This is a genomic window from Vibrio sp. B183 (assembly GCF_000740665.1).
Taxonomy (GTDB): Bacteria; Pseudomonadota; Gammaproteobacteria; order Enterobacterales; family Vibrionaceae; genus Vibrio; species Vibrio coralliilyticus.
Genome location: NZ_JPQB01000004.1, coordinates 36,981 through 51,295, shown reverse-complemented (window position 1 = coordinate 51,295; position 14,315 = coordinate 36,981). Strand labels below are relative to the sequence as shown.

Genomic DNA, 14,315 nt, shown 5'->3' with positions numbered 1-14,315 from the left:
TGTTAAATCGTCCGCGTGTTTAACTCCACAGGAACAACAATCATGACAAAAGGACTAATAACGTTACGTTGGCTGCTACCGCTAATCTTCATCTTTGCCACCACTGCGCAGGCCAGCAATAAGAAGGTATTGCTGGTTGGCATTGATGGCATGCAGTTTGAACATATCGCTAAATTGCCGACCCCTGCTTTTGATCGTCTCCAGATCACGAAAGCTTATGCTGGAGGTGTTAAAGGGCGATTTAGTGAACAGAAGACCAGTAGTGGCCCGGGTTGGACAACGATTCTTACTGGTGTTTGGGTCAACAAACACGGCATTTCGAGTAATAGTGTCGGCCCCGCCGATGCTGACTGGCCGAGTATCTTTCGTCAGGTTCACAATGCCAATGACCAAGCTCAGATGTACTCATTTTCGACCTGGGGAACCATCAATACACTCTATTTCCCAGCAGATATGGCTTTGTTAGCAGCCCATTCTGAAGGGGGCGGTGACGATTACAGTGTGAATCGAACGCTGGAAGTCCTAGGCTCTCAAAGCCCTGACTTCATCTTTGTTCACTTGGATGAGCCTGATGGTGCAGGTCATAGCCATGGCTGGGGTGATGAGTACGACAAATCAATTACAGACAGCGATGCTAGACTGGGTAAGCTGTTGGATGCGGTTGAGAAACGCCAAACTGAGAAAAACGAAGACTGGCTGGTTCTGGTCACCACTGATCATGGCCGCAATGCCAGAACAGGTAGTGGTCATGGCAACCAGACTACGAGTGAAAAAACCATTTTTATTGCTTCCAACCAACCTCTGCACAGCCGCTATCAGTCTTATGTTTCCGTGGTGAACCAAGACTTTGACGGCCTGTATAACCTGCCAGCTCAAACCTTTATTGTACCAACGATTTTAGAGTTTCTCGGTATCAAGCAAAAGCGATTACGCCTTGATGGTTTTTCTCTTGTTGGTGATATAGAGGCACAAAAAGTTTACGCGACGATTGAAAGTAAGCGTTGTGGTTTGGAGTGGGATGCAGACAAGGGCTCACCGATAGCGCTAGCCAGTTACGAGCATGTGGCAAAATTTGATTGTAATGGCTCAGCGGATCCTGTGCAGATAGAAGACGGTTACATCTATGCCAATATTTATGGCTCTTCCTGCGGATTGCAGTGGCATGCCGCCAAAGGCACGCCAAGCCCAATGGGCAGTAATGAGCATATAGCTAAGTTTGATTGCAGCAATGACGGCGACCCGTTGTCTATTAGTAGCAGCTACATTTACAGCCTGATTGAGAGCAAGCAGTGCGGTTTTGAATGGAATGCGAAAAGTGGTGTGCCGATGACGTTAGAGGGGGACGAGCATGTCGCTAAGTTTGATTGTGATGGTAACGCGGACCCACTTAGCTTTGAGGCAATGCGTTAACTTTGCAGTGTGACGATTTGGCCTGAAGCATTTACGCTCAGGCCAGTATTTATGGTATGGCTGAACTTAGCCTCCAGCGAGCGCGTTAGCTTCCAGAATCTTAATGAATTTGTTGACCGTTGGGGTGTAGACCGCTTCTCGCCGTGCTATCCACGATGACTGCCAGTAAATATTTGATTCTAGAGGAATCTCAGCTAACTGTTGTTCTTGAATCTCGCGGGAAAAGAGCAATCTGGGACCCGCGGTGAGAAAGTCTGATGTTTTCACCAGAGATTTCGATGTGGTGTAGTTATCGCAGGTTATCTGGACGAAATCGCTGTTGAACTGACTTGAGTGATAGCTTTTAAGTGTGTTGCCAGCATCAGGAGCAATCACTGGGTACTGTTTAAGCTTATCCCAATTGGGGTTCTTGTCGCTAAACAACGGATGCTCTGGACGAGCGACAAACACAATGGGCGCACCTTGCACAGGAGCTGAAATAAGCTCATTGGGTAAGTCATCAATGTTAAATGGCCCTACGGCAATATCGAGGTGACCATCCATTGTCATAGTAAGCAGTTCACTCGCATTCGCGGTTTTGAGTAACGTCTTGACCTGACTGGTTTGCTCGACAAAGTCCAATAGAACCTTGGGAAAGTAAAGTTGCTCAATGATAGGCCCAACACCGATATTCAGCTTACCGCCTTCTAGAGAGGCAAGTCGTTCGACGTGTCGGCACATTGAATCCAATTTGGCCTGAACCAACTGTCCATTCTTTATCAGGTAGTTAGTCACATCAGTCGGCTGCATTCCTGAGCTATGACGGAAAAACAATTTTACATTCAGAGTCTGTTCCAGTCGTGAAATACGCTTGCTCAAAGTTGGCTGCGACATATAAAGCTCGTCAGCAGCCTTGTTGATACTGCCCAATTCTGTCACTTTCTGTAGTAGCTTTATATCCGAAACATCAAGCATAGTTGTTCTCTTTAATTGTCGGCCACATAGCACATTAGGAAATCAGTCAATGTGGGTCGATATCAGGTTTCATGGCTATTGATTGTATGCCACTGGTACAGTTTGGCTAATGAAGGATCTTTCTAACACCGACAAACTTTGCGCATAGCTCCAGTATAAACTTGGTTATTCCAAATTTTTGTAATGGATAAGAAAAATATTCAATTATTTTATTGCCGTTCTCTTCGTATAATTTGTGTAAATCAGATTGGAGGACAGAGTTATGACAGCCGTAATGATAGACCACACACACTCTTCGTTTGACAACCTAAGTCAGGTGCTTGATGTTCAGAAACAAGCATTTGCAGAAAACCCAATGCCAAATGCAGATGAACGTATCGCTAAGCTGAAGAAGCTGAACTACGCGGTGTTGGACTACAAAGATCAGCTTATTGAGGCTGTCAGCGCCGACTTCAGTAACCGCAGCTCGGCGGAAACCATGATGGTGGAGATTCTTGCTGCATTGGAAGGTATTGCTTACAACAAAAAGCATTTACGCAAATGGATGAAAGCGCAATAGCGCCATGTGCCTCTTTCCCTCAAGCCGTCTCGGGTTGAGGTGAGATATCAACCACTCGGTGTGATTGGCATCGTTGTCCCTTGGAACTTCCCGATTTTTCTTGGCTTATCACCTCTTATCGGTGCTCTGGCGGCAGGTAATCGAGCCATGATCAAAACCTCAGAATTTGCTCCGAAGACATCTACGGTAATGAAAGAGATGTTGGGTTCAATTTTTGATGAGAATGAAGTGGCAGTCGTGGAAGGCGATGTTGAGGTCAGCAGCGCGTTCACCAAATTACCTTTTGACCATCTGGTGTTCACGGGAGCAACCAGCGTGGGTAAATTGGTGATGAAGTCTGCGGCAGAGAACCTTACGCCTGTAACACTTGAGCTTGGAGGGAAGTCACCCGCTATTATTCACGATAGCTACTCTGCCAAAGAAGCGGCCAAACGTCTCGCATTTGGTAAGGCAATTAATGCCGGTCAGGTGTGTGTGTCTCCTGACTATGTGTTCTGTCATCACTCTCAAGTGGAAGAGTTTTGCGAGACATTCAGTGACGTGTTCGCCAGCCGTTATCCAAGCATGAAAAACAATCAGGACTACACTGCGATCATTAATGAACGCCAACTACACCGACTTCAGCAGTATCTACAAGATGCAGAGGACAAAGGCGCCACTTTAATAGAGATAAACCCTGCAAATGAAGACTTTTCGGGCACTCGAAAAATGCCAATGACGCTTGTGCTTAATCCAACTAACGACATGCTGGTGCTGCAGGAAGAGATATTTGGTCCGATTCTTCCGGTTATCACCTATTCGGATATGTCGGAAGTTACGGAGTACGTTCAAGCGGGCGAGAGACCACTAGCGCTTTACTACTTCGATGATGATCAGCGCCGGGCAAATCAGCTCCTTGATACGACTCATTCTGGCGGCGCTTGCATCAACGATTCTATGATTCATGTGATGGCAGATGATATTCCTTTTGGCGGCGTGGGTGCTTCAGGAATGGGCCACTACCACGGTAAAGAGGGTTTTCTGAATTTCAGCAAAGCAAAAGGCGTGGTGAAGAAAGGGAAAATCGATCTTGCGAGTATGATTGCTGCCCCGTGGGACAATAAGATGTTTAATTTGTTGGTGAAATTCCGCTTATGGCGCTATAGCCGATGAACTGTGTGGTATTTAAAAAGGGGACGTTTGTCCCCTTTTTATCAATTACTGTTTGAGTTCGCGCTCAACGTAATCGTAAACGTACTGCCTTGATTCGGTTCAGACACCAGTTGAATGTTGCCACCTAAGTTATCGACCATAGCTGCGGCAAGGGATAGGCCTAGCCCGTAGCCTTCAATATTGCTGCGACTCGCATCAACGCGGTAGAGCCGTTCGAAAATCAAATCCTGATACTGTTTGTCGATACCAATACCTGTATCTGAGACAAGAATCTGAACGTGATGATCACTGGTTTTATCGGCTTTTAGAACAACTATTCCGCCTGTTCCGGTGTATTTAATTGCATTATCGACCAAGTTCACCAGCGCCTGTGTGAGTTTTTCTGGGTCTGATTGAATGATGAGATTGTCGTCAGCTATTGCCTGCAATTGAATCTGCTTGTCATCTGCTACGTCTTCATACCAGCTCACGACGGTTTTCAGCACCTTAGAGATATTGGTTGAGGTGCTTTGTTGCTGACGTTTGCCGGTGACCTCATCGTTGAGCTTCATTAGAGCGGTAAGCATATTGCTGGCTTGCATTGCATATTCAGCGCAATCAGATAAAGCGTGCTCCATCTGCTGGGTGTCTTTGCTGTCTAATAGTGCAGATTGTGAAGAGAGCGTAATCCGTGATAAGGGGGTACGGATATCATGAGCAATGGCATCCACGGTCGTATTGAGTGTAGTGGTGACATGGTGCAGTCGGGCGATAGCGTCATGCACACTGGTACTGATGATGCTCAGCCCTTGCGGTGTGGCAGCTGGTTTGTCCGTCATCTCTAACTTGCCTTGGCTGAGTTTATCTAGAGAATCTCCGAGCGTAACCAGTGGTGACATCGCGCTGCGAATAATGCGGTGAGTGAACAAAGTAGTGATAGCAACCAACACTATTAAGGCGTACAAAGTCATCAGCCATTGTTTGTAGGCGATGGCGTAACGCGGTTGGTTGTCGAGGACTAACCAAAAATCCAGCGTTTCTCCTTCAATCTTCAGTGACATATATGGGTTAATAATGAAAGCCGTAAACCAAGATTTATCATCTGTGACGTAATCATTGAGTTGGATGTCGGCTGGCAAGTTGTTATCACCAGCGACAAAGTTGGGGCTGGCCGCAGGCTCTTTCGAAATAGAAAAGGCCGCGATATTGTTTTCAATCAGGCGATGCGGATTGGCAGTCATGACGTGAATCAGTTGATCGGCTGAATCGTAGGTAAGAATGCGCTGGTATTCTGTGGCCATTGAGTTGAGGATTTTCTTTTCGGTGCGGTATAAATCGAAGAAGAACATCACTCCAACCACTATTTCAACCAGTATCAGGCACAGCAATAAGATCGCCATAAACCGCATCAGTAGTGTGTTGCGTGCCTTAGCCAGTGCCTGCTCAATGTTGTGACTTGAGGACATAGCCAACCCCTCTGAGTGTATGAATTAATGGGGTATCAAAGCCTTTATCCACTTTGCTGCGTAAACGACACACCAGTACATCCACCACATTGGTCTGCGGATCAAACTGATGGCCCCAGACTTGCTCAAGAATAGCGGTTTTTGAAATGACGGTTTCAGGGTTTTCCAACATTAGTTTGATCAACATGAATTCTCGTTGATTGAGTTGAATTGAGGTGCCATTTCTTTCAAGTGAGTGTTTGAGCAGATCCAGCGATAGCTCACTGTAGCTCAATTGATAACTTTGCGCAGGGTTCTGCTGACCTCGGCGGGCCAGTGACTGACAGCGAGCTAGCAGTTCCGGAAAAGCGAACGGCTTGACCAGATAATCATCCGCACCAGATTGCAGCCCTTTGACTCTTTCATCTACAGAGTGTTTTGCGCTCAGGATGAGAACTGGTGTTGCATGGCCTTCTCCTCTCAGTTGAGCCAAAACTTCAAAGCCGTCTTTTTGTGGCAGCATGATGTCGAGCACAATCACATCGTAAGATTCGCTGATGGCTTCATGCAATCCGTCAACGCCATTGGTGGCGTGCGTTATTGTACAGCCTTCCTGCTGAAAGCCATTGATAAGAAAGCGTGCTATGTGGGTGTCATCTTCAATCAAAAGTATTTTCATCAGCTGTCCATTTCCTCACTCTCCCTAAACAGTCCTTCATACTCTACCAACAACCTTTCATGAATTTAACCAACATTACAGCTTTGTAATGATTGGGAAAGTCTTCAGTAATAGAGCCTTAGTTAGGATGTACCTGTCGAATCAAACAAGGTCTACCTTACAGGAGTGAACATGAAAACTATCAAACTTAGCGTACTAGCAGCGTCTCTTGGCTTCCTTTCAATGTCTTTTAATGCATCAGCCGCAGATAAAGGCTACACCGTATCAGTGACGCAAATTTCGTCTCAGTCCGCTTTCAGTCTGGCAAAAGAAGCCGTTAATCAATGTGAAGCGAAAGGCTACAAAGTATCCGCGACAGTGGTTGACCTATCGGGCAATGTACTGGCTCAACTTCGTTCAGACGGCGCAGGCATTCACACCTTAGACAGTTCACGTAAGAAAGCCTTTACTGTGACCAGCATGAAACAGCCGTCAGGCAACCTGATGAAGCTGATTGCTGACAAGCCAATTATGCAGCCTTTGCAAAATATGGATGACAACTTGCTGTTCTTAGCGGGTGGTGTACCTGTTCAGCTTGATGGCAACCTAATCGGTGCCGTTGGTGTAGGTGGAGCACCGGGTGGTCACCTAGATGTGGAATGCGCCGATGCCGCGATCAAAAAAGTGTTCTAATTTGAGTTAACCACTGCCTTTGAGTGAACTCAATTCCCCGACCAGAGACACTGGCCGGGGTTTGTTTGTATCTGAAGGTTAAGCATGAATCTGTTGGATTTTAAACTGCTCACACTGATTGAACTGGGCAAACTCCGAGAGCTCTTGTTCGAGGGCTGAGTGAAAGTCATCTCGCTTTCTCAGTGTGGGTTCGATATGTAAGCTTAGCGCCTGAAGTGTCGAGGTTGGCTTGTCTACTTTGCAATCAACACGAGCGACTAACTTTCCATCCCACATGACAGGTAGGCAGAAGTAACCAAACTGGCGTTTATCCGCTGGCACATAGCACTCAAGCAGGTAATCGAAGTTGAAAATCTTCTGAGCACGTTTTCTCTGGATCAGTAAATTATCGAACGGAGAGAGTATTTTGGCCTTCTGGCGATTGAGGCGCTTACCGAGCAAATCCAACGCGCCGTGGAACGTGTAATAGGTATGGCCGTCGACCTTAAAAGGGAAAATCTCACCTTGTTGGCACAATTGCTCCATCGTATTGCTGACCAGTTGCTTAGTGTTTTTGAGCAGGTAATTGATTTCCGACAGATGACCAAAACCATGCGCTCTGAGGTAATTCATCACCAAATAGCGCCCATATTCTTCGTCGCTTGGCATTGAGGTATCTATTCCTTGCGGTAGGACTCGTTCTGTCAGGTCATAAACCTTATGAAAGTTGCGCCTCTCAGTGATCATTAAATCACCTTGCATGTAGAGATTCTCCAGCGCCTGCTTAGTGGGTTTGGTTCCCCAGCCCTGTTTTTTGACGCCTGCAGACTCAAAGTCTTTTGCCATTAATGGCCCTTCGTGCTCAATTCGACTGATGATGTCATTCATCAACTGGTTGTCGCGGCGATACCAATGATTCTGGTCTCCGGATTTTATGGCCTCTTTACGTGGCAGCGTGAAGCGATAATCTCGCATGGGTAAATAAGCTGCAGCATGAGACCAGTATTCAAACACAGAACGATTTTTTACCAACTTATCGAGGTGATTGGGTTGATACTTCGAATTGCGGCTCCACAAGGTATGATGGTGGGCGCGCTGGACGACCGAGATAGTGTCGATTTGCACATAACCGATACGCTCAAATGTTGAAAGCGTGTTTTGTAACGCGCCGCCTGATTTCGGGCTTTGTGGCAAACCTTGTGACAGTAGAGCAAGCTTCTGAGCCAGTGCAATTGAGAGTGTTTCCATACTGAGAGTGAATCCTGTATCTACCTACTCGGGTGGGTGAGAGTCTGATTTGCAGTGTAAATTTGATACACCAGTGTAATGAAAGCGCTCGAAGCATTCGGTGGGGAAGATCGAGTTATCAACAAAAGATAAGCCTCGGAAGTATCCCGAGGCCAAGTTTTAGTGAGTGATAAAGTCCCTTAAGGCGGTAATGAATGCGTCTGGCTGTTCCAACATCGGAGTGTGACCACACTCTGGTAGACTGATTAAGTCTGCGTTGCAGAAAGGAGGGTGAACGTCTGACCAAGCTGAAAGTGGCGCGATGCTGAAATCTTCAAGACCTCCTAGCACCAGCGTCGGTAGCATAATAGCTTGCGTGTAGGCGCTGATGTCCAAATAAGCGAACTCATTGCCCCATAGTTTATCGAGCAATGCGGTATGCATTGGAATATCTCGCCACAATGGGAGCTCATCGAAGTCTGGATTAAACCAGCGCATTGGACCTAATCTCCGACAGAGATGGGAAAACTTTCGATGTGGCTCAAGCTGAATATCGCCTTCCAATAACGCAATGCTTTTCTCAAAGGCCGTTTTGCGATCCTGACAGGCATGTTTTTCCCAATTAGCCATCTGCAGAGTTCGCATTTCCTCTGATAAGCTTGGCGCCGCGCCGATTAAAGCACACCCTTTTACGTGAGTTGGAAATCGGTAGGCGAAGTCGAGAGCCATATAGGCATGGCCAGAATGTCCCATCACCCAACAACGCTCTACGTGGAGTTGTCTGCAGGCTAGTTCAACATCCTGCGATATCTGTTCCAATGACACGTCATTTAAATTCACAGGCCTTTCGCAGTGCGCAAAACCTCTGTGATCAATGAATACGCAGCAAAAATGTTGATAGATATCGGCAGGCATAATGCGGTAGTAATAATCTGCACTGCCGATAATCAGAAGTGTTGGTCCTTGGCCTTGCTCAATGACTTTTAGTCTGAACCCATCCGTTTGAATGAAACTTGTCGTCTTGTTGTACATATTGTTCCTTTTTCAGGTCGCAAGCGACCCCTTCAGATTTAACAAAGTGGTTGTTTAAATAGAAAGAGGAAAAAGCGTCAACGGATCAGTTTCATTAGGGGATTTTTTGATAATGGAATTGAGTCTATCTTATAAAAAGCCCTAGTGTGATGCTAGGGCTGAATTAGGTTTATTCACCGAGTGCTTTTTTCGCCAAACGCGCGGCGGCGTGTTTATGCCGATCGAGTAGCTGATGCAAGTCGACACCAATCACTTCACTATTTAGCACGCGCCAGTGGCCGGCGACCATAACTCGGTCTGCTTGCTGTGCGCCACATAAGATCAGAGCGGCTAACGGATCGTGACTGCCAGAAAAACGGATGTCATCGAGCTTGAACATGGCAAGATCGGCTTGTTTTCCGACGGTCAGCTCGCCGATATCGCTACGACCCATGGCACGAGCAGAGCCTTGTGTTGCCCAACGAAGGGCGTCGAAATGGGTGACATTGGCTGAACCGTATTGCAATCGTTGCAAGTACATCGCCATACGAACTTCGGCAATCAAGTTAGAGCCGTCGTTGGATGCCGAACCGTCGACACCTAAACCGACTTTGACGCCAGCGGCCTCCAAATCGTTGTTTTTGCAGATCCCCGATGCCAACATCATGTTCGATGTCGGACAATGGCTGATTCCAACACCTGCTTTGCCAAGACGGCGAATCTCTTCTTGATTGAAATGAATGCCGTGTGCCAGCCAGGTTCTATCATTCAGCCAACCAACATCTTCGAGATAATCGACAGGTCTGAGGCCGAATTTCTGCAGACAGAAATCTTCTTCGTCGAGTGTTTCACACAAATGTGTGTGCATCATGACGTTTTCCTGCGCGGCAATGTAGGCGGTTTCCTTCATCAGATCTGTGGTTACAGAGAAGGGCGAACACGGCGCGAGGGCGATTTGCGTCATGGCGCCATCGTGGTGCTGGTGGTATTGACGAATCAAGCGTTGGCTGTCATCGACAATCGCTTGTTCTGTCTGAATGGTGTGACGAGGCGGAAGGCCACCTTCATCTTCGCCGAGGCTCATTGAACCGCGGGTAAAGATGGCTCGTACGCCGAGTTTTTGCGCCGCTTCAACCTGAAGATCAATCGCATGTTCGAGTCCGTTTGGCAGTAGGTAGTGATGATCGGATGCCGTGGTGCAGCCAGATAGCATCAGTTCCACCAGTGCCAATTCAGTCGCGACACTCATCATCTCTTCGTCTAGATTCGCCCACACTGGGTACAGGCTTTGCAGCCAGTGGAACAATTCTTTGTTCAAGGCATCAGGATAGGCGCGAGTCAGAGTCTGGTAGAAGTGATGGTGGGCATTGATTAAACCGGGGGTCACCACATGATGTGAGGCGTCGACGACGTAATCTATCTGATGAGACGGCGTCTCGTTTTTTGCGATAAGTTCGACAATCTTGTTTCCCTGCACCACCAAGCCGCCTTGCGCGTCTTGATGATTTGCAGTGTAAATTGCCAGTGGATTCTTAATCCAGATGGTTTCCATTCATAGTAATCCTTAGCCATCTCAGCCATTTCAGGGGAGAGGGTCTTGATCGATTTTAGGTTGAGTTATTGCCAGACTGGTCTGACGCTAAGTGTGTTTCGGTTGCTTCTAGAGAGGAGCAACCGAAACAGTCGTTATTCTTGCTGAGCTTTCAACGGGCTTTGTGCGTCTGGTGTCTGCTCTTCTTTCTTAGACTGTGCCAGCTCTTCTTGCACTTGATCGCGGCTCTCTTTGAGTGCATCGCGCTCTTCTCTGCGGCTCGATTTAGGTAACAGTTGATGCAGAAGAACGGTTGCGATGGTGCCCGTTGTGATACCTGAGTGAAGGAAGTTAGCAATATCATGTGGTAAGTGCTGTAGCAGACGCGGCTCAAACGTGACCGCCAAACCTGAAGCAAGGCCAACACAAATCACCAGAGCGTTACGTTTGGTGTCCGCGGCTGTGATCAGCATACGAATTCCAGCATAAGCAATCATACCGAACATCACAAAACCGACGCCGCCTAATACCGGCTTTGGAATGGTGACGGCAATCGCAGCCAGTTTCGGGAAGAGTCCGCCTAGGATGAGCAAGCCACCAGTTGCAGCAACGACAAATCGACTGGCAACGCCGGTAATGCCGACAATACCAACGTTTTGACTGAATGAAGCCAGTGGCATCGCGGTAAGAATTGCGGCAAGCGTGCTGCCGAGGCCATCGCCCAGCAAGCCACGTTGTAAATCTTTACCTGATACTTGCTTGTTACAGTTATTGGCGAGCGCCATGAAGTCGCCTGTGGCTTCTGCGATCACGACAATGTAAACCAAACTCATACTGACAATGGCGCTGGCGTGAAAGCTTAAACCGTATTTAAGCGGTTCTGGGCCACCGACCCAAGCGGCGGTCGAGACGTCGTCCAGATTGACCATGCCCATGGAAAGGGCAACGATATAACCGCCAGCCAGACCAATAACGATGGCGGATGCTGCAACGGCACCTTTACAGTAAACTGATACCGCGACCACAATGCCCAGTGACACTATGGCGAGGAAAAGCTTGGGTAGTGTCGCGAAGTTTTCACTGGCGGCAGGCGCATCGCCAACCCAGTTCATTGCGACTGGCAATATGGTCAAACCAATCAAGGTGACGACCACGCCGCTGACCACGGTCGGGAAGAGCTTGCGTACCTTGTCCATATAGAAGCTGGCGAGAATCACCACCAGTGAGCCGATTAACGCCGACCCCATGATGCTAGCCACACCACCTTCGCGGCCTATCGCAATGGCGACGCCAAGAAACGCAAAACTGGAGCCCATTACCACAGGTAAGCGAATACCAATCGGACCTAAGCCGAGACACTGCGCTATGGTGACAATACCTGAGGCGAGTAGGGCGGCATTAATCAGAGAAACAATTTCTTCGTTGGGAAGCCCAATAGAGGCGCCGACGATGAGAGGAACGGCAACAATGCCGCCGATAGACGCTAGCATATGCTGGAGTGCAAGGAGTAAAGTGATGCCATGAGGCGGTTTTTGGTCAAGCGTGTACAGAAGTTTCATTTGTTTTACCTCAGAGAGAATTGGCGTAATTGGTTATCTCTCGTTGAGTGGGGAATGCTCCCACTAAACAGGTGACAGACTTCTACAAACTGCGTAGGGTCGATGGATTTTACGTGTAACAGTCTCGCCTGAGCAGAAGCTCAGGCGAGGTGGTGGAGATGAATTAGATGTAAATCAGCTTGGCAACGAAGATGACCGTCAGGATGTACATCGAGATAGAGACGTCTTTGGTTTTACCCGTGGCAACTTTGAGCACAGTGTAAGTGATGAAACCTAACGCGATACCGTTAGCAATCGAGAAGGTCAGTGGCATCATCAGTGCTGTAATCGCAGCAGGAGCACCATTAGTGAAGTCTTTCCAGTCGACGTGCTGCATACTGCTCATCATCACAAAGGCTACATAAATCAGTGCGCCAGCGGTCGCGTACGATGGAATCATCCCCGCCAGAGGCGATAAGAATATTGCCGCGAGGAAAAGAACAGCAACCACAATGGCAGACAGACCTGTACGAGCGCCCGCAGCCACACCAGCGGCACTTTCAACATAGCTAGTCACCGGAGGACAACCTACACACGCACCTGCCACACTAGAGATACTGTCGGCTTTCAACGCTTTGCTTAGGCCTTCAATCTTACCTGTTTCCTTGTTGATCAAGTGTGCTCGCTCTGCCACACCCATCAGGGTACCTGCAGTATCGAACATATTGACGAACAAGAAGGCTAGAATCACGCTCACCATTGAGATATTAAATGCGCCAGAAATGTCCATTGCCATAAAGGTTGGAGCAATACTTGGCGGTGCAGAGAAGAAGCCGTTGTAATGCACCAGCCCTAGCATCATGCCAATCAGAGTCACACTCAGAATACCGATAAGAACAGCACCGAAGATTTTACGTTCGCTGAGCACAGCGATGATAAGGAATGCGATGGCAGCGAGCATGGCATCTGGCTTGGTGAAATCGCCTAGTGAGACCAAAGTTGCTGGGTTTTCGACGACAATGCCTGCGGTTTTAAGACCAATCAGACCAAGAAATAGTCCGACACCGGCTGTCATAGAGAAGCGCAAGCTTTCAGGAATACTTTCGATGATCCACTGACGAATCTTATAGAAGCTCATCCCGACAAACAGGATACCAGAGAGGAACACCGCACCTAGTGCCACTTCCCAGCTGTAACCCATTTCGCTGACAACGGTGAATGAGAAAAACGCGTTGAGGCCCATACCCGGTGCCAGACCGACAGGCCAGTTAGCAAACAGCCCCATTAACAGACAGCCGATGGCTGCACCGATACAGGTTGCGACAAAGACGGCGCCTGAATCCATTCCAGAAGCGGCCATGATCTGAGGGTTTACGAAAATGATGTACGCCATTGTGGCAAAGGTGGTGATGCCCCCAATCATTTCATTTTTGACACTGGTTCCATGTGCTTTCAGTTTGAAAAAGCGCTCCAAAAAGCCACTAGGTTGACCTTCGGTATTAAGCACTTCTGCTTTGCTTTCATTCATGTCAGCAAGTCCTTTTATTTTGGTGTTTCTTCAATTGAAGACCGCACTTCGCCCGGACGTCTCTGTCTCAGACGAACTTCAATTATCCCGATTGAATAGTTATATGACGCTGTTAGGTGACGCTTATCGTTATTGCGTTAGCTGCCCCGATAAGTCGAGAAGCTATACGGTGAAACCAGTAGCGGCACGTGATAGTGCGCATCTTTCTCACTCAATCCAAAACGGATCACGACGTCATCGAGAAAGGCAATGTCGCCCAGGTCGACGTCTTTGTTGCGAAAATAATCGGCAACGTGAAAAACAAGCTGATACTTTCCAAGTTCAAAAGCTTCGCCTTCTAAAACAGGCGCGTCAGTGCGGCCATCAAAGTTAGTCGTGACGGTTTTAATCTTGGTTAGGTTGTCACCTTCCACTCGGAACAGTTCAACTTCGATGTCTGCACCTGGCAGGCCATGCATTGTATCCAATACGTGTGTGGTTAGTTTTCCCATAATTCCTGTTCGCGCGTCGCGCTCTCCTTAGCTTTGAGGTTATTTTAAATTGTATACAAAGTTGTTTTTAAACTTTGTTGGATACCTATATATGTACACAAAATATTCATATAGTAAAGCTCGTTGTTATAAAAATGTTACTAATGGATAAATTGAAAAA

At 47.6% G+C, this 14,315-nt stretch carries 13 protein-coding genes; 4 read left to right on the top strand and 9 right to left on the bottom strand.

Going from position 1 to position 14,315, the window contains the following annotated elements; all coding sequences use genetic code 11:
• The first annotated feature begins 42 nt into the window (after positions 1 to 42).
• Positions 43 to 1,410: an alkaline phosphatase family protein gene (locus tag IX95_RS03230; RefSeq protein ID WP_038156796.1), complete on the top strand. Its 1,368-nt coding sequence runs from the start codon at positions 43 to 45 to the stop codon at positions 1,408 to 1,410.
• 66 nt (positions 1,411 to 1,476) lie between these two features.
• Here IX95_RS03230 and IX95_RS03225 read toward each other — a convergent pair whose 3' ends face one another.
• Positions 1,477 to 2,364 (bottom strand): LysR family transcriptional regulator, encoded by an 888-nt coding sequence (locus IX95_RS03225; protein WP_038156794.1) that lies wholly within the window; start codon positions 2,362 to 2,364, stop codon positions 1,477 to 1,479.
• Between the two features lie 262 nt (positions 2,365 to 2,626).
• Between IX95_RS03225 and IX95_RS26765 the strand changes: the two genes are divergently transcribed.
• Positions 2,627 to 2,923, top strand: coding sequence for a hypothetical protein (locus IX95_RS26765; protein ID WP_235202571.1), 297 nt, complete (start codon positions 2,627 to 2,629; stop codon positions 2,921 to 2,923).
• 39 nt (positions 2,924 to 2,962) lie between these two features.
• A complete protein-coding gene (locus IX95_RS03220; protein ID WP_235202570.1) occupies positions 2,963 to 4,075 on the top strand; it encodes a coniferyl aldehyde dehydrogenase in 1,113 nt (370 codons plus the stop codon).
• Between the two features lie 41 nt (positions 4,076 to 4,116).
• Here IX95_RS03220 and IX95_RS03215 read toward each other — a convergent pair whose 3' ends face one another.
• Positions 4,117 to 5,520: a sensor histidine kinase gene (locus IX95_RS03215; protein WP_038156792.1), complete on the bottom strand. Its 1,404-nt coding sequence runs from the start codon at positions 5,518 to 5,520 to the stop codon at positions 4,117 to 4,119.
• Positions 5,498 to 6,178, bottom strand: coding sequence for a response regulator (locus tag IX95_RS03210; RefSeq protein WP_038156790.1), 681 nt, complete (start codon positions 6,176 to 6,178; stop codon positions 5,498 to 5,500). The genes IX95_RS03215 and IX95_RS03210 overlap by 23 nt, the downstream gene beginning before the upstream one ends.
• Before the next feature lie 171 nt (positions 6,179 to 6,349).
• Between IX95_RS03210 and IX95_RS03205 the strand changes: the two genes are divergently transcribed.
• Positions 6,350 to 6,850: a GlcG/HbpS family heme-binding protein gene (locus IX95_RS03205; protein WP_038156788.1), complete on the top strand. Its 501-nt coding sequence runs from the start codon at positions 6,350 to 6,352 to the stop codon at positions 6,848 to 6,850.
• A 78-nt stretch (positions 6,851 to 6,928) separates the two neighbouring features.
• Here the strand turns inward: IX95_RS03205 and IX95_RS03200 are convergent, their stop codons facing one another.
• The 6 genes from IX95_RS03200 to uraH form a co-directional block, all read right to left on the bottom strand.
• Positions 6,929 to 8,077 carry a winged helix-turn-helix domain-containing protein gene (locus IX95_RS03200; RefSeq protein ID WP_038156786.1) on the bottom strand — a complete coding sequence of 383 codons (1,149 nt, stop codon included), beginning with the start codon at positions 8,075 to 8,077 and terminating at the stop codon, positions 6,929 to 6,931.
• Positions 8,078 to 8,236: 159 nt separating this feature from the next.
• The gene (locus tag IX95_RS03195) at positions 8,237 to 9,088 is read right to left on the bottom strand and encodes an alpha/beta fold hydrolase (RefSeq protein WP_038156784.1); all 852 of its coding nucleotides are present in this window, start codon (positions 9,086 to 9,088) and stop codon (positions 8,237 to 8,239) included.
• Positions 9,089 to 9,257: 169 nt separating this feature from the next.
• Positions 9,258 to 10,619 carry an 8-oxoguanine deaminase gene (locus tag IX95_RS03190; RefSeq protein WP_038156781.1) on the bottom strand — a complete coding sequence of 454 codons (1,362 nt, stop codon included), beginning with the start codon at positions 10,617 to 10,619 and terminating at the stop codon, positions 9,258 to 9,260.
• A gap of 134 nt (positions 10,620 to 10,753) precedes the next feature.
• Entirely contained in the window at positions 10,754 to 12,157 is a 1,404-nt protein-coding gene (locus IX95_RS03185) for a nucleobase:cation symporter-2 family protein (protein ID WP_019274942.1), read from the bottom strand.
• 163 nt (positions 12,158 to 12,320) lie between these two features.
• The gene (locus IX95_RS03180) at positions 12,321 to 13,664 is read right to left on the bottom strand and encodes an NCS2 family permease (protein WP_019274943.1); all 1,344 of its coding nucleotides are present in this window, start codon (positions 13,662 to 13,664) and stop codon (positions 12,321 to 12,323) included.
• Between the two features lie 137 nt (positions 13,665 to 13,801).
• The gene (uraH, locus tag IX95_RS03175) at positions 13,802 to 14,155 is read right to left on the bottom strand and encodes a hydroxyisourate hydrolase (RefSeq protein ID WP_038156778.1); all 354 of its coding nucleotides are present in this window, start codon (positions 14,153 to 14,155) and stop codon (positions 13,802 to 13,804) included.
• Between the last annotated feature and the right edge of the window lie 160 nt (positions 14,156 to 14,315).